Here is a 19256-nt window from a genome sequence, read left to right as displayed (position 1 = left end):
TGACCTACCGCACATCACAGTAGCTTCAGGTTTCCGGTGAAGGGATCAAGCGAAGACGATGGAGCTGGACCAAGGGCTGCACAGGTCACGGAACCCGGTGGTACCTCCGTAAGTCCCATGTCGACTACCTCGTGAACGGGTATTTCTCTCTTCCTTGCCTCTTCTTCTATCTGCCTTAGCTCCTCCAGCCCCTGCACCTTTGCGACTATCTTTTTTTGCCCTCCATCGAGCCATAACTTGAACTCTCTGGTGCCCTGAGAGGAAAGCGCGGCCATGACGCTGGCGTGCGCCACCTGGACCGCGATCTTGCCGCATGACATCTTGAGATCCTTCCTAACTACAATAAACAGCTTTACGTCATCCATGGTTTAGCTTTAGTCGTGGCATAAAAGCGGTTCCAAAACCCTCGCACAAAGTTTATTTTGCCCCGGCCAATTAGCATAGGTGCAGGTTTTGGTTTATTATTCCCATACGTCCTTGATGAAGTTCGTAAAGCAGGAACTTGCCAGGGACGGCTTTGACTCACACAAGATAGAGGAGGAGGTGGTTGTTGGCAACAGGCGCGTTGACGTCATGTACTTGGATGAAACGCACCCGCTTGCCATCGAGTGCAAGACATTTAAGCACACGGAAGAGGGCCTTGCTGACTACGCCCAGAAAAACCCAAACCACAGGCGTATACTTGTGATGCCGCTCTTCTCAGCGGACGAGATATGGTTCATAGGCGACAGGCGCAAGGGACAGGTGATTAAGGTCGTCATTAACGGGTCAGGGGACGTAAAGAAGTTCGCCGAGGTCGGTCGTCTTGGTAAAAGCCATGGATAAGGCCTTGGTAAGGGTAAACGTGGACGGAGAGGGTCACACGGTATCCTTGGCGAAGGCGAGGATACCAAAAATCGATGAGTTCATGAACTTCCTTAAGGAAAAAAGGATTCCAATAGCGCTCGTCGATTTGGCTTATACTCCTCAGTCTATATTGGTCGCTGCGGTGTACACCTTAATAGACATAAAGAGGGGTACGGGTATAGCAAAAGATCCCGTTATGCAGTTCGCGCTAAATCTAACTGGTACGCATCAGCTTTCAAAGGCGCTTGAAAAAGTGTATCCACGCGGCGAGATCGGATATTTGGTTGGAATGGATACGGATTTGAAGGAGCTGAACGGCCTTTATGATGCCCTGGAACTTGAAGGTATTTCCTTTGATGCCCACGTGGTAGAGATGTTCTCGGCCCGCGCAAATGGCGTTAATTGGAAGTACAGGAAAAATAACTAAAGATGCCTCTTAGGGTGGCGGTGGTAGGAGCTGGGCCCTGCGGTTCTTTAGTGGGCAGGCTATTGGCCAAAAGAGGGCACGAGGTATTCCTGCTGGAAGAGCACGCGGAAGTAGGAAGGCCCCGCCACTGCACGGGCCTTGTTTCGAGAGATGTGCCAAGCTACTATGGTATGACGGGAAAAAAAGCACATATACTGGAAGAGTTTTCTGAGGCAGAGCTGATATACGGCAGCAGAAGCCTCGTTCTTAAGCTGGAGCCTAGTGCGGTGGCGCTTGAGAGGGAGGGCTTCGAGCTGGAGCTGGCAAACATGGCCTCCGAAGCCGGTGTCAGGATCAGATTTGGAGAAAGGGTAACGCAGGTTCGCACCAACTCGGAGGGCAGAAGGGAGGTGGTTTCGGAAGCACGTGGGATGAAAGAAAATGTGGATGTTGATGCCGTTGTCGACTGCGGAGGAGCAAGGGAAGGGCTAGCTGGCCTTCAATACGAGGTCGAGGGGAACGGTCCTTCAATACCTCAGGTCTACTTTGAGCGTGGCATCCCAAGGGAGTATTTTTATTGGGTTGTTCCTCAGGGTGAGGGAAGATACCTGGTTGGAACCGCTGGCAGGGGAGCGGTCAAGCGCAAGCTCGACGCCTTCATGGGAAGTCAAATGCTAAAGGAGAGATTGGAAGTCGCGAAGGTTGTGAGAGCATTTGGAGGGATCGTAGTTATAAAACCGCCCAGCTCCCCTTACTCTAGCAGGTTTCAAGGGGTGCTAGCCGCGGGTGATGCAGCGAACCAGGTGAAGATAACAACCGGAGGGGGGCTCGCTTTTGCAGCTGCCTCTGCCTCCGCTTTGGCTGACGCTATCAACAGGGGAGATATATGGCGCTACGCGAGTTGGTTTAAGCGCAGGAAAAATCTGATAAAGGCCTACGCCTTCTTGCGCCATGTCTACATTTGGCTTCCGCCCTCCACAATGGAGATGGCGTTTAATGAAAGAATGCAGGATTACCTAACAGGTCACCCGCTTCTCTTTGACCAGCACTGGGAGTACTTTGTTAACAGCGCACCAGCTATTTTGGCAGCCTTGATCGCGCGAGCAAGAGGGTGAACTACCTCACTCTTTTGGGCGAGGCTTCCGCTTCAATGACCGGCATCTGTCTCTACGGGTACAGCCTACGCAGCTCCGAAATAGCGCTCTCTGCAGGCGTGAGCTCAGGCTACACTAGCCCTACTTTGATGAGATCAACCTTTAGAATATTAATTGCGATATTAGATCCCTGTCGATAGCAAGCCCCAGACATCGCAGCTGTAAACCCTGTCGGAGGGCTTCGGGTAGTGCCCGATAGCCCGCACCTTGAACACGCCTTTGAAGAGGGATCAAGCCTGCTCATCTTTACCAAGTCCTTTCTGCGCTTTCTCGCTTTTCGTTCAGCTTCCATTTGAAGGCATGTCATGAGGCATCTCCTACCGCCTTCGATGGGTAATGGTTCCGCGCAATTCCCTGAACGTCGAGGTCTTCAGCTATTATGGTATCGTGCTGCTAGCCTATCGCGCCAAATGCATCATCGAGCAGCTCGCGCTTATTGCGCAACCCTTCATGGCTTCTTCGGAGCCCTCTTACGTCCTTTCTCGGGTTTTTGTCCCCTCTTATCCTGACCAATAACCACTTCTGCGGTACTTTTCAGCCTCTTCTCGACCCTCTTTATGGATTCGGCGCGCCAAGCCGTTCGAGAGGGCTGCGAACTTTTCTATCCCAGGGTCGATGCCTAAGGTGTTCTCATCGAAATGCAGTACCTTCTCTGGTAGCAATTATCGCATTATAAGTAATAATATGATTCAAATAATATGACCCGATTATAAACGTCTTAAGAGGCCATCTCTTACTCGCGGACTTCCACTCCCCAAGCCCCGTCAGAGTTAAAAAAAAGCGGCCGTATTTAGTCATGGGCTCTGGATCTGATATTGGTGGCTTTTATAAGTTGTCTCAGGAGGAGAGGATAAAGATTCTTGCCGATTTTCTTGGCGTGAAGAGGGAGGAGGTACCCCTTCCTTCCCCTCCCCCTCCCCTTCCGCTTGAGAACTCGATCGGATACTTCCCGGTGAACCTTGCGGTTGCGAACTACTTTCTCATAGATGGAAGGGATTACTTCATTCCAATGGCAACGGAAGAGCCGTCCGTTGTCGCGGCGGCTAGCCATGGCGCAAAGATCGCGAGAGCAGGAGGCGGATTCAAAACCGGGACCGGGGAACAGTCCATGTTATCTCAGATAGTGATAACTGACGCTAAGAGGGACTTAGATGTGACTCAGTTTGTTGACGTCGCGTCGAGAATTGCCCAATCCGAGATGCCCTCTGTTGTAGCGGCCGGAGGCGGCTTCAGGGGATTAGAGGCGGAAAATAAGGGGAAGTATCTGGTGATAAGGGTATGGATCGACCCAGCTGACAGCATGGGCGCAAACACGCTGGATAGAGTGGCTGAGGCACTGGCCCCCCTTTTTGAGGAGGCCACCGGCGGAAGGGCGCTTCTGAAAATACTATCGAACAGAGTTACCAGGCGCCTGGCGTGGGCAGAAGTCGAGATTCCAGCGGAAGCGGTAGGGGGAAGGGAGGTCGCCGCTCGTATAGCTGAGGCAAGCGACTTCGCCATGCTAGATGAGGACAGGGCTGTCACGCATAACAAGGGCATAATGAACGGAGTTGTTGCCCTAGCGCTTGCAACGGGAAACGACACGCGCGCCCTTGAGGCAGCAGCGCATTCATATGCCGGCAAAGGAGGAAGGTACGCCCCTCTGTCGAGGTGGAAGTTTGACGGAAGCAAACTTAACGGAAGGATCGAGCTTCCCGTGCCGGTAGGAGTTGTGGGGGGATCGCTTAAGAGCAACGAAACGGCAGCTTTCTGCTTGAGGCTCTTAAGGGTTTCAAGGGCAAGTGAGTTGGGCAGGATTATGGCTGCTGTAGGGCTCGCTCAGAACCTTGCAGCATTAATGGCCCTTGTAACTGAGGGAATACAGAAAGGGCATATGAGGCTCGCAGCCAGGACCATCGCCATTGCAGCTGGCGCCGAGGGATCTCTAGTTGACCTTGTCGCCAATGAGCTCATAAAGGGCGGGCAGATAAGAGTTGATGTTGCGAAGAGGATTTTAGAAAGCCTAAAGGAGAAAAAATGACCCGCCACAGCCCATCAGCGTTGACGTCTTCCCTGGGTATATTTAGGGTTGGTTTTGCCTTGAATAGTACGTGGAAGCGATCCCTATCAACTTCTATGTCTATAACTTCGACTTCGAACGTTTTGCTTATTTCTTGAATTTGTCCTTTAGGAAGTTCACGATTTTGCCGTTGTCAAATACCTTCCTGCTGTACTTCATCACTTGGACTTAGTGATGGTTAAGGGCGTAAACCAAGTGAGATTCTTTATCCGATTTTGTACCATACAGTTATTATAATTTTCTAACAACCGTAAAAACCGTTTCTGTGAGGGCGTTATCCATCCCTTACTCGCGGACTTCCACTCCCCAAGCCCCGTCAGAGTTAAAAAGTACAGCCAAACGTACTTGTGACACTCGTGTTTTCGGTTGGAAGTTTGACGAGTATGGCCATATCTTTCGTAATTGGCTTGCTCATAGGTTTACTTGTCAAGAAGATCATATCAGTGGGCCTTTTGCTCCTGGCGCTTGTGCTGTTGCTCATGGCCATAGGTTACATACATCCCAGCTTCACGGCCACCCTGATAAACTACTTCCGGTATTATGGGCCGAAAGCCCTTGAGGAAGCGCAGCACATATCGTCTTTAATTCCTTACTCGTCCGTGTTCTTCATAATTGGCTTCATAATAGGTGTCTGGAAAGGGTAAAGGGAGTTAGGCTTTCTAGGACTGTCCGCGATTCGCACGGGTTTAACGGTTGCTGCTTAAGGTTTGGATGCACGATAAGGCATTGCAAAATTGAGGCCTCTAAACCGCCAAGTTCTTTGAGAGGGTGTAAAGCGACAGGTCCAGCGGTTTTGGTCTTTCAAACGCGTAGCTCAGCGGTCTGCTCACGATGGTGTTTCCCTCTATTCCAACCATTTTGGCGCCCTTCTCGCGAGATATCGTGTTTATGGCGGCCTCCCCGAAGCGGTTCGCCAAGATCCTACTTATTGCGGTGGGGCTGCCCCCTCTTTGCATGTAGCCCAAAACGCTTAGCCTGGCCTCATAGTTGAGGTCCTTTGCTATGCGCTCGGTGAGTAGCCTTGAGTCTCCCGCGCCCTCTGCCATCACTATTATGCTTGAGTGCTTCCCCCTCTTTCTTCCCTCCTCAAGAGCTTGTTCCACTTCATCGATGGTGAACGCGACCTCTGGCACTAATATGACCTCAGCCCCGGCTGCGAGGCCGACTGATAGGGCAAGAAAACCCCTGCGTCTTCCCATTACTTCCACCACAAATACCCTTTCATGCGAAGTAGCGGTGTCCCTTATTTTATCTATGGCCGTGAGCGCCGTGTTTACGGCCGTATCGAAGCCTATCGTACTATCGGTGCCGTTTATGTCATTATCTATTGTTGCTGGCACACCCACGACAGGTATGCCAGATGCCTTGTAAAGCGCCATGGCCCCTCTAAACGAGCCGTCACCCCCTATAACTATAATTCCGTCTATCCCGTTTTTCTTTAGGCTATCGCTCGCTTTTTCGATTCCCTCTTCTGTTTCCATCTCAGGACAGCGAACGGTTCTTAATATGGTCCCCCCCATGTTAACTATCCCGCTTACGGAGCGAGGGTTGAGCTCCTCAAAATCTTCCTCTATGAGGCCGCAGTACCCGCGGTGAACCCCTATGACCTTGATGTCGGCGCCCTCAGCTAGCCTCGTGATTGCTCTTATGGCAGCGTTCATGCCTGGGGCATCTCCACCGGTGGTCGCAATAGCTATCTTGCGCATGAGAAGATGGAGTCGGTGTTTTTACCCTTATCGGTGGGATAGGTCGATGGTTTGAACGCGGGATTCCCCTTTGTGCCATAAGAGAGGTCAGACTTTTAAGGCGCTAAGCTAAGTAGGATAGGGGCTGGTAGCTCAGATTGGAAGAGCACCCGCTTGGCGTGCGGGGGGTCACGGGTTCAAATCCCGTCCAGTCCATCAAAACTCGATTCCTTTTCTTCCCTTTATTCCCCGCTGAAAGGGGTGCTTGACTTCGACCATTTCGGTTACAAGGTCAGCGGCCGCGATCACTTCGGGATCTGCGTAGCGACCTGTAAGCACAAGCTCAACCCCTTTTGGCTTTTCCCTTATTAGCTTAAGGACCTCCCGCTTATCGAGGAGGCCCATGTGGATTGCCACGTTGATCTCATCGAGTACCACGAGGTCCCAGCGGCCAGAAATGACCTCTTCGCGTGCCCTTTCAAATCCCTCTCTTGTAAGTTGGACGTAATCCTCTGGGGGAGTTTCTTCGAATACCTCTGGATTTCCTAGCGCGCTTTTTCTTTCTTCTGTTAATTCGCTCCTCTTCGCCAAAAACGTTGGCTTTCCGAATTGCATGAAAAGCAGCTGAGGCTGTAGCGCTTTGGCAGCCAAGTGCTCGCCAAAGTCCCCTTTTTTCATGAATTGAACAAAAAGAACGCGGTTTCCGCGTCCAATTGCCCTTAGCGCTAAACCCAAAGCTGCAGTGGTTTTTCCCTTACCATTTCCCGTGTAAACTTCAACCAGCCCTACTTGAAGTGCCATATGTTTTGAGGATTTGGGCTTTAAGGGAGTTTCTCCGGTATTTGCGGTTTCTGCAATTTCGGTTTTTACGTGAATGATTTGGTTGTTCTCTGAAAAAACTTAATTACGGATATCTGGTAAACTTCGATCCTTCCTGGCCTCTCAGCGTCACAACATAGCTTATTTGCTAGCTTCGAGAGCGATGAGGAGCTTTGCGGCTGGTTTTCTTGCTATTGACTTCAGCCTATACCTGTATAATGTTCTGAAGATGAGCGTGTTTCACGTGGGTGTCATATTGGCCATTGGGGCCTTTGCAACGCCCGTTATTTCGTTGCTTGTGGGATTCCTAGGAGATAAGTACGGTAGGAAGCCGGTGCTGATCTTTGACCTTTTAACCTTGCCAATTGGGCTTGCTATAATTGTCGTAAATCACAGCCTCACCGCGATTGCCATTGCCAGCGCGCTGGGAGGATTTGGAGTTGCAGGAGGACTCGTTGGAGGTGGAGTAGGGGCGTCGGTAGGCCCCGTGGTGACCACCCTTCTTGCAGAGAATACTAACGAACGCAATAGAACCTTCATATTTTCAATCAACACCGCGCTTTCTACGTTTACAGGGGCCGCGGGTGCCCTAATGGTGTCTTTTTTTAGTTATGAGCCCCTATTTTTGCTGGGTATCGCGATCACGTTGATATCCGTTCTTTTGATTATCCCTCTTGAAGAAATATATTCAAGGCCTCAACGCGGCAGCGGGATATCGTCGCTGAGTGACAGAGATAAGAAGTTCATAAAGGCGTTTGGCTTAACCGGCTTGATCAATGGAATGTCCCAAGGTCTGATAACGCCATTTTATCCGCTCATATTTGAGGTTTTCTTCCACTTCACGGTCGCCCAAGTTGGGTATCTCATGACTATTGGAGGGCTTGCAACGGGGGTAGTGGATCTCTTCTCCAGCTGGTTTGCGGGTAGGCTGGGCTTTTTGAAGCTGATCATAGTCACAAGGGCCATATCAGCAACCATGGTCTTAGCGCTTCCATTGTCTCCTAACGGACTCATGGCGGGCCTGCTTTACCTGATTGCAACCCCCATGAGGGCTTTATCGATTCCCGCGCAAAGCGCGCTTCAGATGACGCTAATAAGTGAGGGTGCAAGAGGAAGGTCTTCTGGTATAAATCAGGCCGCGAGGTTACTTGCTTCAGCTCTCTCTACTTCGCTTGGCGGAGCCCTTTTGAACGGTTTCCCGCTTTATCTGCCTTTTGCGTTGGCTTCTGCCCTTACTTATGGGAACTCGGCGCTTTATCAATACTTCTTTGGACAGGTCCCTGAGGCAAGTGCCCGCATGAGGCGAGCTCCGCAGCTAACAATACATGGTCGCAAGCATAGGTTAGGGAATCGATCCAGTAATGCCGGGGCCGGGATTCGAACCCGGGTAACCAGATTTCTTAGAGACCTTATGAGTCTGGCACCATGAAGCCAGGCTAGGTGACCCCGGCATGATTCAAAACCCAACCCTTTTAATCTTTGTGGCGAGGCCTCACAGCTTGGCCTCATCTAATCAATCTAAATGCTTCATTCAGAGACCGCCAATCGCCAGGACATGATAGGAGCACCGACTTTATTCCAGAGCTCTCAAACTCTGCTAGGTGGTCCTTGAGTTTATTCAAGGTTACCGTCGGTTGGTCTATGCGCCTTATAATGTCCTTGTTTTTATCGGTGCTAATTATAACATAAGGTATTAACAGCGATGTGTCAAGCCCTTCTAGGTCGGCAGCGCCGCGCACCCTCATGGCTAAGAAGAAGTCCGCCCCACGCCTCATCCTTTCCCTTATCATCTCGCGTGGGTATCTAAAGCTCAGGAAAAGTCCGACCTTTGCTTTAGTTCCTTGTTCTCTCGCGATCCTGATAGCTGATTCGGAGTCAAGCTGAGACACGGGCTGTCCGAACTTTGGCACATCCCCCACCGTGAAGGCAACGTCGAGTTTAAGAACGTCTGAGGTTAACATTAGGGACCTAATGTAAAGCTCGTTGACGTCAGCTAGTCTTTGGTTTATTATCAGCCTTCCCTCGTAGTTCTCCCTGTACCGCAACCTCGCCGATATGGCCAAAGGCAAAACTGATGGAAGTCCAAGAGGTGAGTGAGGTACGTCAAGCCCGTCAAAGGCCTTAAGTGACCGCAGCTCCTCTGAAAGCTTCCCCTCATTGCTCAAGGGGTCAACCTCGGCGTAAACTTCCATAGGTAGCAATCAAGATCGCATATGAATTTATTCCCGCTTGCCTACGAACGTTTTTTAAGCCAAATCGATAATATCGTGATGCCAAGAAGAAGCAAGGATACCAGGGTAAGAAATAGGGGCTACTTTTACTTCGATAACCGCAACCTAAAGAAGAGCCAAAGTTTCGATGACATCATATCGATGCTCTTCTCAGGAGTGCCGGCTTACAGGGAGGTTGCCTCTTTCATAGTTAACTCGCTTAGGTATAAGGCGGTAGAAGAGAAGAGGGTAAATCCTTACTGGATCACTGCATCTGAGATGTCAAAGATCATATTACAGGGGCTTGGCCCCTCTAGGAAGCCCATGGCCTATAAGGTGCTTTACGAGTTCTTGATACCTTATGGTATTATAAGAAAAGATGAATCAGAAAACAGGTATTATCTTGCCAGGGACTTTTCCCTAGCCTTAAGGAAGATAGCCGAGTCCTACGATAAATGGTTAACGTCTAATACCTAGTAACCATGTCAGTCTCTACCCTGCTGACTCCCTTAATGCCGGCCAGCGCCTTCTCTACTGACTCAGTCCCTCCCTCCGTTTGTTCGGGCATTATCACATAAAGGACAAGGCATTTGAGGCCGAAGGCCATCTCTTCCTCATCAATTTTTCCTATCCTATGCCCAGGAGGTAATACCTTGCTTGCTTGCTGCTTTATTTCCTCTAGGTCAGATTCATCTCCCTCTGGATAAACCCTTATGACGGCCAAAACGTTTCCAGCCAAATAAATCACCTAAGGGCCTGTAAATCCGCAATTGGGGCACACGTACTTGGTGCCCTGCTTCCTGCACGTCTTGCAGCGCCAGATGGTGTAAGAACCGCAGTTAGGGCACAGGAATGACACCCCTCTTTCCTTCGGCGTTATGGGCTTTCTGCACGAGTTGCATATTGGGAACTCGACCGTTATCGTGGGTCTAATTTCGCTCAATTCAATTTAATTGATCAGGTTGTTATAAGCCTTCTTCTGCGTTGCCGCGCGGGAGCTCTTCTTGGGCTAGTTTTGGCTTGGGTGCGCGTTTTCGCTCACCTTTTGTCTCGGTGATAGTCAAGAGGGCAAAAGCCCCTTGAAGGTAATGGATAGTTCCCTTAAAAATAGATTTGCGATCGGAGAGAGCGCGGGCCTATTGCTCCATGGGCTTTGCCCGTTAAGGACGGGCAAATGTCAATAGCCCTTGCAGTCGTGACCTCGAGCGAAGCCCGTCCATTAGGTAGTTCGCTCCGTTAAAAGGTCTGTGGCTGAACTTTTTGAAAGACTAGTTTCTAATCCTTATTAAGGATAGTAGGGCATTACGCATGGGCGAAAGCGTACCGCTAAGACGGGCGGGCTGAGCAATAGATGATGAGCCATTGCAGGTGCGGTGCGCCGCCAGACCTTACTGGCAGATAATTTCGGGGGAAGCGTGCACCTCACAGCTTTAAAGGGTGTAGATGATAAGAGGTATGGAACTTATTGTGGAAGTACCCATTTATCCCTCCGAGTCCGAGGAAAGAGTGATGCGGGCCGTTTCAGCCCTAATTGATCTGAAACGCGTGACTCAAGAGCGCACGCAGGAGGGCATAAGCTTCAGATCCGATGACAGGCGGGCCCTGAGACCGCTAAAGGAGGCCCTCGAGAGACAGCTGATAAGGGCTGCCGCCAGATCGATACTTCAGGGGAGGTTGAGGGAAGGCGAGCTCGAGTTCGAGCTTCACAAGCAGGCTGCTTACGCTCAAAGGGCGAGCTTCGTGACAGAGGAAGGCGAATCGCCTCTCGGCCCCATAAAGGTCACCGTAAGGGGAGATGCCTCTGAGCTGAACGAACTGTTATCCTATCTAACCGGTCCCTCTAAGCGAGCCTCCGCGAACTTGCCCAAGGCCTTAGCTATGGCACGCGCCTGCCTAAGCTGCTCGGGATAGTCAGAAACTATGAGCGAGCGCGCTATTATTTCCCTTGTTTTTTCCGATGGCATCCCGTAGGCCGCGAAGAAGAACTCTCCAGGGTCTCCTTTTTCAAAATTTGATAGCTCGCTTAGCCTTTTCCACCTGCCCTCCCAATCATCGAAGTGCCTCTCGAGGGCAGAATAGACGGCCAGCATATCAGGCAACCTTCTTTGAAAAACTATCACGGGCATGCCGGTCTGGGCAAAGACCTCCCTCGGATCTACGTAGTTAAACCCGGCGTGAACTACTCCATCCATCATAAGGAAGTTACCCTTACCGGCCCGACCTATTGACTCGATGATCATCTGCGTTCCATCGCTCCCGTCAACGGTCATGAAAACCGGTGTTAGCCCCACGATCTCGAAGGCGGAGAACTGGGCGATTACCAGCAATGCCCTTGTACCTTTTCTACCTTTCTTGTTGGGGTTAAAATATCCATCGCCCAAGGCCAGGCTCAGCCGAAGCTCCCTCAAGCGAGGTAGCTCCCCCTTACCATGTTAACTATGTCGCCTAGCTGGGGATCGTCGGCCAGTGATTGAAGGACCCTTTTTGGTTCCGTCTTAAGTTGTATGTGCTTTGTTCTTCCCCCTCTGCCCTCGCTGATCAGGTTTGCTGATATGAGGTTGGACATTTCCAGGAAGTTGACGAGCTCCGTCAGCCTGCGCTCGGTAAGTGACTGACCCTTTATCTCGTCCATTATGCCGTCATAACCCGCGTATAGCTCGCCGCTGGTGAGCTTTTCTTTTCCTTTCAGCTTGCTCATGGCAAGAACCAAGAGGAGCACCTTTGAGTCGAAGGTAAGGGATTTTATGGCGTCGATTATCCTATCGTTATCAAGCGACTCCCTGGCCTCTTCAACGTCTTCCTTGGTCACGCGATCCTTTCCCTTCCTTTCGGCTATTTCCCCCGCTCTTCTAAGAAGGTCTAGCGACCTCCTTGCGTCACCGTGCTCTCTGGCCCCTATGGCCGCGCAGTACGGAATTACGTCCTTGTCTAGTACATCTGGAAGAAAGGCCATGGTTGCCCTTTGAGATAGGATATCTTGAAGCTCCTCGGCCTTGTATTGAGGGAAGAATATCTGTTCATCATCGAGGGAGCTCTTTATCCTCGGGTCCAAGTTGTCGCTTAGTTGTATGTCGTTCGTTATGCCTATAAGAGACATCTGTGATGGTCCTATTTCCTCGTTCATCCTAGTTATCTGGTAGAGGAAAGAATCTCCTATCTTCTTTATCATAGAATCTATCTCGTCCAATATAACTATGTATATTATACTCTTGTTTTTTAAAGCATTTATCACCCTGGCTCTCAGCTCGGCCACGGATAGCCCAGTAAAGGGTACTTTCAGGTTTATGCCTGCGGCCATCTCGGCCAGCACCCTGTAGCTAGTGTCGTTTTCCCTCGTGTTGATCAGCTTAACAGCGATGGGAGTAGGGGTCTTGATCTTACTCGCGTGCTCTATGAGCGCGCTTGTGACGTACTTAGCGACGGCCGTCTTTCCAGTACCCGTCATGCCGAAGGCAAATATGTTCGAAGGGCGCGCGCCGCTTAGGGCTGCGGCCAATATCATACCCATGCCATTTATCATCTCTTCCCTGTGGGGTAGTTCCCTAGGTATGTAGTCCGGCCTCAAATATGAGCGATCAACAAATATCCTTGACTTGGTTGCCTTATTGAATATGTCGCTCAAGTCCATTTGAGGCATCGCCGGGCTTAACCCGATCTATGCTTCTAAGCCGGGCTTTTAACCTTAACACTAAAAATTATGCTACCTAATTAGGCATCGCGACCTGAAAAGTATACCCTCATCCAGTTGGTGTTCGTCCCATAATTTCTACGGTGTGATCACGTGAGCGTTAAACAAGGGCACGTTGAATGACCAGAAGAATTAAGCGTTAATACTCCCGCTCGATCTAAAATATGACATATGGACTGATCGCAGGAATTGCCTTACTGGCCTTGGGGATCGTGCTGTTGTTGGTGGCACGTTTAGGGAAGGAGACAAAAGCCGATCAGCCAAGCTCTCGTGAGAGCAAGTGGGACGGAGGAGCGGTCATCCTCATAGGGCCGATTCCAATAGTGATAGGTAAGAACGTCCGGGTGGCCAAGGAGCTGCTGTTGCTGGCCTTGGCTGTATTCATCGCGATGCTCCTGCTTTACGTATTCGTGAGGTGATTCTGATGGAAAGAACTGCGCTCAAGGTCTTTGGGATTTTTCTTATTATGGTTGGCCTTTTCCTGGTAATTACATCGCTTCTTCAGTTCATACCTGCAAGCCCGCTTAGTGGCGGCGTTGTTGTGCTCATTGGCCCCCTTCCCTTGTCCTTTGGTTTTGGCCCATATGGCCTGCAGATGTTGGTGGTCGCCCTTTCCCTAGCGCTTTTCATGATGGCAATTCTCTTTATCTTGTTTGCCTGGAGTAGAAGAAGCGTCCAATGGAGTTGAAGTGGGGCTAGCCGGACTTTCACCAAAGGTTTTGAACCGGCGACCAACGGGTCGCTCCGCTCCAGGGCCAATTCATCCCCTTGCGGGTCAAAGGCTTTGGTAAGCCCTGGGGCCCGTCGCTCTACCTGGCTGAGCCATAGCCCCACCGCTATTCCTTTACGCGCTAGCAAATAAGGGTTTATGCCAAATCTTTTCGGGACGTCTGGCCTTCGCTTTACTTTCCCCGGAAAGCTGACCAACGACTTAATAAGCGGTCTTGCCAATTCCTTAGCCGTTAGTTTTGGCGATATTTCGGGGATAATACTCGCGCGTGACAATCGCACGACCTCATGGATCATATCATCGCTTTTATCGAGGGCACTGTCGGTCGCCGGCTTTGTGGTATACGATATGGGCGTTGCGCCCTTGCCAGCCCTTGCTTTCGCCAGCAGAAGACAGGAGCATAGGTTGGGTGTGGTCATAACTGCTAGCCATAACCCGCCAAACTACAACGGAATTAAGATATTCAAGGGCGGCTGGGAGCTAACGAGGGAGGAGGAACAGAAGGTAAGCGAAAATGTCAAGGTAAGAACCAGCGTCGGCCCTCTTGAGGCGCCGCTGCCGTCTCCAGCGTTGCAGGAGTACTTAGCGGAGCTCAGGTCTCATGTTGTTCATCACAAACCACAGAAAGTGCTTGTTGATGTTGGTAACGGAACAGCCTCCGTGGCAACTCCCCCGATCATAGCGGAGGCCGGAGGAGACGTCATATGCGTTAATTGCGATCAGAGCGGGCGCTTTCCCGGCCGCCTTCCCGAGCCCAACCCGACTAACTTGGCTTCGACGCTTGCCATATCGAGACAGATGGGAATTGCTCTCGGAGCAGCGCATGACTGCGATGCTGACAGGGTGGCCGTGTTTGACGGCAGGGGAAACTTTCTCTCTCAAACACGCATACTTGCCTACTTCCTGAAAAAGAAGGCTGAGGCCAGAAAAGGGGGGATCATGGCCACCACTGTTGACGTTGGAATGGCAGTTGACGAGGTCGCCAAGAGGTACAACGTGAGCGTTATGAGGACAAGGCTCGGAGGGTCTCACGAGATAGCGATGAGCCGTGACGGCGTCATACTTTTTGGAGAGCCCTGGAAGATCATGGATCCGGATTGGGGACCGTGGGCAGACGGCATAAGGGTCGCTATTCAGCTAGCCCAAGACGTGATGGAAACGGGAGTGGAGATTTCTGGCCTTCTCAGCGAGATTCCCGATTATCCAAACACAAGGGAGGACTTCATTTACAAGAGGTGGGATCCCGAGAAACTTAAGTCCGCTTCATCATCAGCGTTCGGCCCAGAGAAGATCGAGGACTACGATGGCGTCAAGTTGCTCTTTGATGATGGATGGTTGCTTTTCAGGAAATCGGGAACTGAGGAAAAAATAAGGCTTTACGCGGAGTTCATGAGTCAAGACAGGCTCCAGGAAATGAGGGCCTCTGCCATAAAGTTGCTCAAGGATCTCGAGTTCATCGCGTAAGTCGCTTTGCCACTTCCTGGTATATGGCGAGGGTCTGCTTGGCAACCGCGTTCCAAGTGAAGTATTGCAGAACCCGCTTTCTTCCGTTTTCGCCCATGAACTTCATCTCATCTGGCTTGCTCAGCGCATCGTTTATGGCCCACGCTATGTCGTTTGGATCATTGCCGTTTATGTGGTAACCGCATCTGTCTGGTCCACTAGGTATTACCTGCTCCCTGAACCCTACGACGCCTCTCGCCCCAACTATGACCGGCTTCTTCATCGACATGGCCTCCAGAGAAACTATGCCAAAGGGCTCGTAAACGGATGGAAAAACGCAAAGGTCAGCAGCCGCATAGTGCAGTATCCTTTCCCTTTCTTCAACGAAGTCGAACCTGTATATGACGTTATTTCCGACACCGAGCCTTGCGGCCAGCTCCGTTAGGTCCTTCTGCTCCTCTCCCCTTCCAAGGACCACGAGCTTAGCATTGGGGTGGTCCTTAAGAACGGCTGGCATTGCCTGTATGAGGTTCCTCACGCCCTTTACCCACGTGAGCCTTCCCACGAAAAGTATCATTATATCCGTATCCTTTATGCCGTACTTCTGCCTGATGGTCTTGGCCTCTTGGGTGGGGTACTTGTCTGGATCGTAGAGGTCAGGATCAACCCCGTTCCAAACCACGCTTATCTTAGACTCGGGCCATCCGTGCTGGGCCAGGTCGTCTCTCATGGCGTTACTCACGGTGATTATGCGGTCCGATTCATCGCGCGCTATTTCCTCAAGCTGGGTTACGACCTGCGAGCCTCCCCCTCCGCTACGGCCCCACTCCGTTGAGTGGACGTGAAACACGAAGGGAAGGGACGCGTTGTTTTTGATGATGACACCCGCAGGGGCCCCAAGCCAGTCATGCCCGGCTACTAGGTCGTACTTGTAGCTTTTTGCCTCTATGAGCTCGTGCTTCATCAGGTTGGCGGACGCTATGTTATACGTGAAGACATCAGCAAACGTCTTTATGGCGGTTCCCCAGCGCTTCAGGTCCTCGGACACTATCAGCGGAAAGATCTTGCTGGCATCAACTATCTTAGGCCTGAAAACCTCAACTCCTTTCATGACCTCGTACTCCGGTGAGTTGTCTCTGTTCATCGTGAAGACGCTGACGTCGTGCCCCATCTTGACGTATTCTCTTGTGATGTATTCGGCGTAAGTCCCTAGGCCGCCCACGAGGGACGGAGGATATTCCCATACGAAGAAACCTATTTTCATGACTTAAACAAGGTCATCCGCTTATAAACCATTGGATATCGTCAGCGAACACTTTTACGTCAAGATCAATAACCTCTCATGGAATTCTTTTCCTTTTTGATCGTCGTCGCGTTTGGCACGGCTTTATTATTGCTTCTCATAGCGTATGCCAGGGACGAGCACGAGCTATCCCGTCTAAGGGAGAGGACGTTAGAGGAAGCGAGAAAGCAGTACGAGCTGTGGAAGTCAGCGGAGCTTAGGGCTGACTACTTGAAGCTCAGGGAAGAGGCCATGCGTGAGGCCGAGCTCACGCTTCAGAAGTGGAAAACTGACGAGGAAAAGAGGATAAGGGATGACGCGGCGCAGCGCTCTTCGTCGGTGAAACTTGGCAAGGTGGCTGAGCAGTTAGTTCCCATAGCTCTTCAGAACATTCTCGAGGCAGACTTGGAGGATTTTAGGTTCCTTGGGTCGCCGGTGGACTACGTCGTTTTCAGGGGCCTTTCAAAGGGTTCCCTTGCTGAAGTGCTGTTTCTAGAGGTAAAAAGCGGCTCGGTCTCGAATTTGAGCGAGAGGGAAAGAGAGGTCAAAAGAGCAATTGAAGAAAAAAGGGTAGGATTCCTGACTTACAGGCTAGCTGACGAGAAATCTATCTGACCTATCAGTTCATCGAGTTCGTCTGGCCTAAGCTCAGAAAGCCAGTCTACGGCTTTGCGTTTGGCGTGCCCTTCAAAGGCTGAGATCACAAGTTGGATGCTATCGGATGGTTGCAAGGTCGAGGTGTCAACGTCAAACGTCTTTTCTCTCCACCTCTCCACCATGTTGGAGTGAACCACCCCCAGAAGTTCAGCCATGACGTTTTCCCTTACCTTTTTCGCGGGATAACCCCTTTCTTCAAGGCGTTTTTTCAGGAGGAGTGGGTTTGTCCTGAGGACGACCGCGGCATCTGGTTCAGTATCTACAAAAGAGAGGTCAATCCACTCGATGACGGTCCCATCTCCGGAGAGGTTTGCCACCCTTTTCTTGACCTTTTCCTCATCGATAACGAATGAGCCTGTCTGTTCATCGAAGCTGGTGTAGAGTCCCTCCCGCTTTATTAGGTCTCCAAGCTCCACTACATTATAACGACCCTTAAGAAGTTTGGCTGTCGTCGTCTTTCCCGTTCCGGGAACTCCGCACAGGAAAAAAACCAATGTTTGCGCGCTCAGGAACTCTCGCTTTCGCTGCTGCCGCCGCTGGGCTTGCTTGGCGTTGACGGAGTCTTGCTCCTAGCGCTCATTATCACGTCATCTATCCTAACTATTATGCTGGCGGCCTCAGCGGCCCCGTGTATTATCTGTTTTTTCATTATGGCCGGCTCAATGACGCCGAGCTTGAACATGTCCACTGGATGGGTGCTGTCCATGGACACGCCCATGTATATTCCGTCGGGCTTTTCGTGCGCAGCCCTGAGCTCTGTGAGCACATCAATTGGGTCTAATCCCGCGTTTTCTGCCAAAGTCCTCGGAATTGACTCCACCGCATCCGCAAAGGCCTCGATGACCAGTTGCTCCCTTCCTCCTATCTTTATGGCCTCGGCCCTGAGGGACTTAGCTATTTCGGCTTCGGCAGCGCCGCCACCTGCTACGACGTACTTAGCTCTGTAGACGTCAGCTACGACGGCGAGGGCGTCTTTTAGCACCCTTTCTGCCTCGTCAACCGACCTCTCAAGGCCACCCCTTATCAGAATGCTCACCGCCTTGGGGTTCGCGCACCCCTCGACGAACACCATCTTGTCATCGCCAATCTTCCTCTCCTCGACGAGCTCTGCTACACCGAGGTCTTTAGGCGAGAGGTCCTCTAGGCTGGTAACTATGCTTCCTCCAGTGGCCTTTGCGAGCTTCTCCATATCGCTTCTCTTGGCCCTTCTGACGGCAAGTATGCCGGCCTTAGCCAAGAAGTGCTGTGCCACGTCGTCGATGCCCTTCTGGCATACAACCACGTTAGCTCCTGACGCAACTATCTTGTCGACCATCTCCTTGAGCATGTGTTCCTCTTCATCTAAGAACGCCTTCATTTGACTTGGATCAGCTATCCTTATCTCCGCATCTATCTGGGTCTTTTCGACCTCAAGCGAGGCATCGATTATGGCTATTTTTGCGCCTTTGACGACCTTGGGCATCGCTGGGTGGACTACCTCCTTGTCAAGTACTACGCCATAGACCAGCTCTGTGTCTAGGAGGCCTTGGCCCTGCTTCTTTGTTATCTGAATCAGGTCTTGATCGACGATTATGTTTCCATCTCTTTCCTCCTTTATTTGCTTTATGGCGTCAACCGCTATTTTGCCCAGCTTCTGCCTGGCCTCTCCCTCGACCTTGTTTCCTATGGAAGTGAGAGCGACCTTTAGGACTAGGTCGTCGTCCTTGACGGGAATTGCTATTCTATCTATTACGGTTTCTGCAAGTTCGGCGGCGCGCTGGAAACCGGAAGATATGAGCGTTGGATGTATGTCCTTTTCAACCAAGTTAGAGGCCTGGCTCAGGAGAGCGCCTGCTAGCACAACCACAGAAGTGGTGCCATCCCCTACCTCATCATCGATGCTTCTTGACGCTTGTACCATGAGTTTAGCCGCCGGGTTCTGCACATCCATTTCCTTTAATATGGTAGCTCCGTCGTTTGTTACGGTTATGTCACCGAGAGAATCTACTAGCATCTTATCCCGACCTTTGGGTCCTAAGGTCGGTTTTACCGCCTCAGCTACCGCAATTGCTGCTGATAAGTTATTTTGAAGGGCTTCCTTGCCCGTAGTGCGCTGGGAACCCTCCTTGAGGAGGAGCACTGGCACGCCTCCCAGGTTAGCTGGTATTATACTCACTAATCACCACCAAGAAACATACGTCGTTTCCTTATAAGTATTTCATGAATGTGTCTTTGCCTTTTGCGGTAATGTTTTCTGGGTTAGACAAAGGGCTTTGCGTTCTCACGGCATCTAAACGG

Annotated in this window: 22 protein-coding genes, 3 tRNA genes and 2 pseudogenes; 13 read left to right on the top strand and 14 right to left on the bottom strand. The window is 51.1% G+C overall.

The features are described from left to right. Positions 1-14: 14 nt before the first annotated feature. Entirely contained in the window at positions 15-365 is a 351-nt protein-coding gene (pth2, locus tag PRZ02_RS03760) for a peptidyl-tRNA hydrolase Pth2 (RefSeq protein WP_449464522.1), read from the bottom strand. Positions 366-444: 79 nt separating this feature from the next. On the opposite strand from pth2, the gene PRZ02_RS03755 reads away from it, so the two are divergent. The 4 genes from PRZ02_RS03755 (at position 445) to PRZ02_RS03740 (ending at position 4426) form a co-directional block, all read left to right on the top strand. After that, a complete protein-coding gene (locus PRZ02_RS03755; protein WP_449464521.1) occupies positions 445-825 on the top strand; it encodes a hypothetical protein in 381 nt (126 codons plus the stop codon). Next, the gene (locus PRZ02_RS03750) at positions 806-1273 is read left to right on the top strand and encodes a hypothetical protein (protein ID WP_449464520.1); all 468 of its coding nucleotides are present in this window, start codon (positions 806-808) and stop codon (positions 1271-1273) included. Before PRZ02_RS03755 ends, PRZ02_RS03750 begins: the two co-directional genes overlap by 20 nt. A 2-nt stretch (positions 1274-1275) precedes the next feature. Then, positions 1276-2367, top strand: a complete 1092-nt coding sequence (locus PRZ02_RS03745) for an FAD-dependent oxidoreductase (protein ID WP_449464519.1) — start codon at positions 1276-1278, stop codon at positions 2365-2367. Between the two features lie 835 nt (positions 2368-3202). Next, complete coding sequence (locus PRZ02_RS03740) at positions 3203-4426, top strand: hydroxymethylglutaryl-CoA reductase, degradative (protein WP_449464518.1); 1224 nt, start codon at positions 3203-3205, stop codon at positions 4424-4426. Here the strand turns inward: PRZ02_RS03740 and PRZ02_RS03735 are convergent. After that, positions 4356-4693: pseudogene (locus PRZ02_RS03735) on the bottom strand (transposase). The gene PRZ02_RS03740 and the pseudogene PRZ02_RS03735 sit on opposite strands and share 71 nt — an antisense overlap. A gap of 119 nt (positions 4694-4812) precedes the next feature. On the opposite strand from PRZ02_RS03735, the gene PRZ02_RS03730 reads away from it, so the two are divergent. After that, a complete protein-coding gene (locus tag PRZ02_RS03730) occupies positions 4813-5109 on the top strand; it encodes a hypothetical protein (protein ID WP_449464517.1) in 297 nt (98 codons plus the stop codon). 99 nt (positions 5110-5208) lie between these two features. Here the strand turns inward: PRZ02_RS03730 and pfkA are convergent, their stop codons facing one another. Further along, a complete protein-coding gene (gene pfkA / locus PRZ02_RS03725; RefSeq protein ID WP_449464516.1) occupies positions 5209-6171 on the bottom strand; it encodes a 6-phosphofructokinase in 963 nt (320 codons plus the stop codon). A gap of 121 nt (positions 6172-6292) precedes the next feature. Here pfkA and PRZ02_RS03720 point away from each other — a divergent pair. Next, positions 6293-6366: transfer RNA gene (locus PRZ02_RS03720), tRNA-Ala, on the top strand. Here the strand turns inward: PRZ02_RS03720 and cobO are convergent. Beyond that, positions 6367-6951, bottom strand: a complete 585-nt coding sequence (cobO, locus tag PRZ02_RS03715; protein ID WP_449464515.1) for a cob(I)yrinic acid a,c-diamide adenosyltransferase — start codon at positions 6949-6951, stop codon at positions 6367-6369. It abuts the tRNA gene before it with no gap. Positions 6952-7132: 181 nt separating this feature from the next. Between cobO and PRZ02_RS03710 the strand changes: the two are divergent. Next, positions 7133-8212: pseudogene (locus PRZ02_RS03710) on the top strand (MFS transporter); the annotation flags it as partial. A 119-nt stretch (positions 8213-8331) separates the two neighbouring features. Here the strand turns inward: PRZ02_RS03710 and PRZ02_RS03705 are convergent. After that, positions 8332-8420: transfer RNA gene (locus PRZ02_RS03705), tRNA-Met, on the bottom strand. 54 nt (positions 8421-8474) lie between these two features. Continuing rightward, entirely contained in the window at positions 8475-9161 is a 687-nt protein-coding gene (locus PRZ02_RS03700; RefSeq protein WP_449464514.1) for a hypothetical protein, read from the bottom strand. 78 nt (positions 9162-9239) lie between these two features. Between PRZ02_RS03700 and PRZ02_RS03695 the strand changes: the two genes are divergently transcribed. After that, complete coding sequence (locus PRZ02_RS03695; protein WP_449464513.1) at positions 9240-9656, top strand: hypothetical protein; 417 nt, start codon at positions 9240-9242, stop codon at positions 9654-9656. On the opposite strand, the gene PRZ02_RS03690 is transcribed toward PRZ02_RS03695, so the two are convergent. Together PRZ02_RS03690 and PRZ02_RS03685 are read right to left on the bottom strand one after the other, a co-directional pair. Beyond that, positions 9646-9918, bottom strand: coding sequence for an elongation factor 1-beta (locus tag PRZ02_RS03690; protein WP_449464512.1), 273 nt, complete (start codon positions 9916-9918; stop codon positions 9646-9648). The two genes, PRZ02_RS03695 and PRZ02_RS03690, sit on opposite strands and share 11 nt — an antisense overlap. Before the next feature lie 9 nt (positions 9919-9927). Then, positions 9928-10122, bottom strand: coding sequence for a zinc finger domain-containing protein (locus PRZ02_RS03685; protein ID WP_449463474.1), 195 nt, complete (start codon positions 10120-10122; stop codon positions 9928-9930). 512 nt (positions 10123-10634) lie between these two features. Here PRZ02_RS03685 and PRZ02_RS03680 point away from each other — a divergent pair. Then, entirely contained in the window at positions 10635-11090 is a 456-nt protein-coding gene (locus tag PRZ02_RS03680; protein WP_449464511.1) for an RNA-binding domain-containing protein, read from the top strand. Here PRZ02_RS03680 and PRZ02_RS03675 read toward each other — a convergent pair. Both PRZ02_RS03675 and PRZ02_RS03670 read right to left on the bottom strand, forming a co-directional pair. Then, the gene (locus tag PRZ02_RS03675; RefSeq protein ID WP_449464510.1) at positions 11003-11587 is read right to left on the bottom strand and encodes an endonuclease dU; all 585 of its coding nucleotides are present in this window, start codon (positions 11585-11587) and stop codon (positions 11003-11005) included. The two genes, PRZ02_RS03680 and PRZ02_RS03675, sit on opposite strands and share 88 nt — an antisense overlap. Then, positions 11584-12816 carry a Cdc6/Cdc18 family protein gene (locus PRZ02_RS03670; RefSeq protein ID WP_449464509.1) on the bottom strand — a complete coding sequence of 411 codons (1233 nt, stop codon included), beginning with the start codon at positions 12814-12816 and terminating at the stop codon, positions 11584-11586. Before PRZ02_RS03670 ends, PRZ02_RS03675 begins: the two co-directional genes overlap by 4 nt. A gap of 215 nt (positions 12817-13031) precedes the next feature. Here PRZ02_RS03670 and PRZ02_RS03665 point away from each other — a divergent pair, with 215 nt between their 5' ends. Further along, positions 13032-13286, top strand: coding sequence for a TIGR00304 family membrane protein (locus tag PRZ02_RS03665; RefSeq protein ID WP_449464508.1), 255 nt, complete (start codon positions 13032-13034; stop codon positions 13284-13286). A 5-nt stretch (positions 13287-13291) separates the two neighbouring features. Further along, on the top strand, positions 13292-13555 hold the full coding sequence (locus PRZ02_RS03660; protein ID WP_449464507.1) for a TIGR00304 family membrane protein: 264 nt from the start codon (positions 13292-13294) through the stop codon (positions 13553-13555). A 2-nt stretch (positions 13556-13557) separates the two neighbouring features. On the opposite strand, the gene PRZ02_RS03655 is transcribed toward PRZ02_RS03660, so the two are convergent. Further along, positions 13558-13699, bottom strand: a tRNA-Trp gene (locus tag PRZ02_RS03655). A 36-nt stretch (positions 13700-13735) separates the two neighbouring features. Between PRZ02_RS03655 and PRZ02_RS03650 the strand changes: the two genes are divergently transcribed. Beyond that, entirely contained in the window at positions 13736-15061 is a 1326-nt protein-coding gene (locus PRZ02_RS03650) for a hypothetical protein (protein ID WP_449464506.1), read from the top strand. Here PRZ02_RS03650 and PRZ02_RS03645 read toward each other — a convergent pair. Then, positions 15051-16304, bottom strand: a complete 1254-nt coding sequence (locus tag PRZ02_RS03645) for a glycosyltransferase family 4 protein (RefSeq protein ID WP_449464505.1) — start codon at positions 16302-16304, stop codon at positions 15051-15053. The two genes, PRZ02_RS03650 and PRZ02_RS03645, sit on opposite strands and share 11 nt — an antisense overlap. Positions 16305-16382: 78 nt before the next feature. Between PRZ02_RS03645 and PRZ02_RS03640 the strand changes: the two genes are divergently transcribed. Continuing rightward, the gene (locus PRZ02_RS03640) at positions 16383-16937 is read left to right on the top strand and encodes a Holliday junction resolvase-like protein (RefSeq protein ID WP_449464504.1); all 555 of its coding nucleotides are present in this window, start codon (positions 16383-16385) and stop codon (positions 16935-16937) included. Here PRZ02_RS03640 and PRZ02_RS03635 read toward each other — a convergent pair. Next, on the bottom strand, positions 16907-17473 hold the full coding sequence (locus PRZ02_RS03635) for an adenylate kinase family protein (RefSeq protein WP_449464503.1): 567 nt from the start codon (positions 17471-17473) through the stop codon (positions 16907-16909). The two genes, PRZ02_RS03640 and PRZ02_RS03635, sit on opposite strands and share 31 nt — an antisense overlap. 11 nt (positions 17474-17484) lie before the next feature. Continuing rightward, entirely contained in the window at positions 17485-19134 is a 1650-nt protein-coding gene (gene thsB, locus PRZ02_RS03630; protein WP_449464502.1) for a thermosome subunit beta, read from the bottom strand. Between the last annotated feature and the right edge of the window lie 122 nt (positions 19135-19256).

This window comes from Tardisphaera saccharovorans (assembly GCF_046635845.1).
Taxonomy (GTDB): domain Archaea; phylum Thermoproteota; class Thermoprotei_A; order Marsarchaeales; family UBA168; genus UBA168.
The sequence above is the reverse complement of the archived record's forward strand: the minus strand, read 5'-3'. Positions and strand labels throughout refer to the sequence as shown.